Annotated in this window: 2 protein-coding genes; one reads left to right on the top strand and one right to left on the bottom strand. The window is 75.7% G+C overall.

Going from position 1 to position 1,042, the window contains the following annotated elements; all coding sequences use genetic code 11:
* Nucleotides 1-776: MFS transporter (locus tag AB0J52_RS42070; protein WP_500188913.1), on the top strand; the 776-nt coding region annotated here is incomplete at its 5' end.
* Here AB0J52_RS42070 and AB0J52_RS42065 read toward each other — a convergent pair.
* Nucleotides 707-1,042 (bottom strand): NAD(P)-dependent oxidoreductase (locus tag AB0J52_RS42065; RefSeq protein WP_500188912.1); only part of this gene is annotated, 336 nt, incomplete at its 5' end. The two genes, AB0J52_RS42070 and AB0J52_RS42065, sit on opposite strands and share 70 nt — an antisense overlap.

Below are 1,042 nucleotides of genomic sequence, written 5' to 3'. Positions count from 1 at the left end.
CCTACAACGTGGCCTCGCTGGCGGGGCCCGCGGCCGCCGGGCTCATCGCGGGAGCCGACGTCTACTGGGCGATGGCGCTGACCATCGCCCTGCTCCTGCTGGCGGTGCCAGCCGCCCTGGTGCTGCCCCGCCAGGAGCCGCGTCCCTCCGCGACGTTCACCGCGGACCTCAAGGCGGGGTTCGCCGCCATCGTGCGCGTGCCGGGGCTGCGGCGGATCACGGCGGCCTCCATGATCGCCTTCACGGGCATCGGGATGCTGGTCGTCTCCAGTCCCGCGCTGGGTGAGCGGCATCTCGGCGGAGCGGGGCGCGGAGGCCTCCTGCTGTCGCTGCTGGCCGCGGGCGCGATGGCCACCACCGTGATCACGGCGCGCTGGCCGCCGAGACGCCGCCCGGAGACGGTGTTCGCCGCCGCCGCGGTGTGCGTCGCCGTGGGGCTGGGGCTCGTTGCGGCGGCGCCGAACGCGGCGGTGCTGGTCGTCGCGGCGGTCCTCACCGGGGCCGGCGAGGGACCGCAGCTCGCCGCGGTGTTCGACGTCAGGCACCGGGACGCGCCGCCCGGGCTGCGCGGCCAGGTCTTCACCACCGGGGCCAGCCTCAAGATCACAGCCGGGGCGGTCGGCGCGGCGCTGGCGGGCGGCCTGCCCCTGACGCTCGCCCTCGTCCTCGCGGCGGCCGCCCAACTGCTGGCGGCGGCCCTGCTCCTTCAGGCCAGGACGCGGACGGGCTCGCCCGCCAGGAACGCCTCGATGTCCTCCACGGCCTCGGCGAAGTAGCCCCGGTAGTTGTCGCGGGTGACGTAGCCGAGGTGCGGGGTGGCGAGCAGGTTCGGCAGCGTCCGGTATTCGTGGTGCTCCGGGAGCGGCTCGATGTCGAAGACGTCCACTCCCGCGCCCGCGATCTGGCCTTCGCGCAGGGCGGTGGCGAGCGCGTCCTGGTCCACGACGGACGCGCGGGAGGTGTTGATCAGGTAGGCCGAGGGGCGCATCCGCTTCAGCTCGGCCGCGCCGAGCAGGCCGCGGGTGCGGTCGCCCGCCGTCAC

This window comes from Spirillospora sp. NPDC049652 (assembly GCF_040675125.1).
In the GTDB taxonomy this organism is placed as follows: Bacteria; Actinomycetota; Actinomycetes; order Streptosporangiales; family Streptosporangiaceae; genus Spirillospora.
This window is presented reverse-complemented; position numbering and strand designations above follow the sequence as displayed.